Annotated in this window: 2 protein-coding genes; both read right to left on the bottom strand. The window is 68.9% G+C overall.

The annotated features are described in order from the left end of the window. Positions 1 to 209: 209 nt before the first annotated feature. Positions 210 to 527, bottom strand: coding sequence for a DUF1244 domain-containing protein (locus tag AC3XYG_RS18935; protein ID WP_489141413.1), 318 nt, complete (start codon positions 525 to 527; stop codon positions 210 to 212). A 24-nt stretch (positions 528 to 551) separates the two neighbouring features. Continuing rightward, complete coding sequence (locus tag AC3XYG_RS18930; protein WP_489141412.1) at positions 552 to 1,730, bottom strand: carboxylate-amine ligase; 1,179 nt, start codon at positions 1,728 to 1,730, stop codon at positions 552 to 554. Positions 1,731 to 1,754 lie beyond the last annotated feature (24 nt).

The following is a 1,754-nucleotide window of genomic DNA, read 5'->3' as shown; positions in this document are numbered from 1 at the left end:
CGGCGATACCACCGACATCCGACATGGGCTGGTCCTTCGACGAAATTGGCAACGGGCAAGGCGAACAGGCCTGCTCAGGGCGCGGGACCATAAAGCGCCGCCGCCGGGCCGGCAAGCGCGGCCGGACGGGGCCAGCGCCGGTGCGGGATTCCGCCCGGCCGGAAGCCCGTGGGATCGGCTGGAACCGATTCGCGCGCCGAAAAATCCGGTCAGGGCTTGTGCGCGGCGTCGAAGGCCTTCTGCTGGCCGGCCGAGGCATCCTTCTGGTGCTTGGCCTTCCAGCTGTCATACGGCTCGCCATAGACGATCTCGCGCGCCGCCGGGTCGGACAGCGGAACGCCCCGCTGCTCCGCCGCCTCGCGATACCAGCGCGACAGGCAGTTGCGGCAGAACCCGGCCAGGTTCATCAGGTCGATGTTCTGCACGTCGGTGCGCTGGCGCAGATGCTCGACCAGGGTGCGGAAGGCGGCAGCCTCCAGCTCGATGCGGGTCTTGTCGTCGATTTCGGTCTGAACGGGCTCGGTCATGTCGGTGTCCACGGGTTCCGGAACTTAAGGTGCGGCAGCGGCGAGGGGCTGGTCGTCGGACAGCCCCTCCTTGGTCTCCAGAATCAGCCGGTCGACGACACGGCGCAGCGCCTCGGCCTCGTCGACGCCCTGGGCCAGCGCTTCATAATATGTGGCGAGCTGGCGGTGGGCGGAGGTGCCGCGCGCCAGGATGTCGCGCGCCTGGGCGATCTCGGCCTCGCAGCCCAGCGCCGCCGCATCCTCCGCCACCAGCACCAGCACCTCTTCCAGCAGCTCGGCATAGGGCACCAGCTTGCCCTTGCCCCAGTCGATCAGCCCTTCCTCGAAGCCGTAGCGCATGGCGCGCCAGCGGTTCTCCTCGATCAGCACGCTGCGATAGCGGCGCCAGGCGATGTTCTGCGCCCTGAGGCGCCACAGCATGCGCAGCAGGCATTGGTAGAGTGCTGCGACGGTCAGCCCGTCCTCGACCCGGGTGCAGACATCGGCGACCCGCATCTCCAGCGTCGGGAAGCGGGCGGAGGGCCGGATGTCCCACCAGATCTTGCTGCCGTCCTCGATCACCCCGGCCTGGACCAGCGAGGCCAGCGCCGCCTCGTATTCGCCATAACTCTGGAACTCCTCCGGCATGCCGGTGCGCGGCAATTCGGAGAACACGGCCAGGCGGTAGGATTTCAGCTTGGTGTCGGTGCCCTGCCAGAATGGCGAGGAGGTCGTCAGCGACAGCAGATGCGGCAGGAAGTACCGGATCTGCCGCATCAGATCGATGCGCAGGTTCGGATCCTCGATCCCGACATGGACATGGGCGCCGCAGATCAGCAGGCGCCGCACCGGCACGCCGAGGTCGCGCGCCAGCTGGTCGTAGCGGCTGCGGTCGGTGTGCTTCTGCGGCCGCCAGGTGCCGAACGGGTGGGTCGAGGCGGCGATGACAGCGAGGCCGTGCCGCTCTGCCTCCTCCACCACCGATCGGCGCAGCCGCTTGATCTCGGTCCGCGCCTCGCCGATGGTCCGGCAGACGGGGGTGCCGACCTCGACCTGGCAGCGGAAGAATTCGCGAGCGACGCTGCCGGCATGTCGGTGCTCCAGCGCCTCGACCAGCTGGGGCGGCGGGTCGGCCACCAGGTCGCGGCTGACCGGGTCGACCAGCAGGTACTCTTCCTCGATGCCGAGGGTGAAGGCGGGTTCCCCGGACACGGTGTGCCTCATGCGACGGCCTGCAGTGGCTGGTAG

This window comes from Inquilinus sp., assembly GCF_057815775.1.
The sequence above is the reverse complement of the archived record's forward strand: the minus strand, read 5'-3'. Positions and strand labels throughout refer to the sequence as shown.

Coding starts and splice junctions, on each gene's coding strand:
- AC3XYG_RS18935 (WP_489141413.1), bottom strand. CDS start 527: ATGACCGAGCCCGTTCAGACCGAAATCGACGACAAGACCCGCATCGAG.
- AC3XYG_RS18930 (WP_489141412.1), bottom strand. CDS start 1,730: ATGAGGCACACCGTGTCCGGGGAACCCGCCTTCACCCTCGGCATCGAG.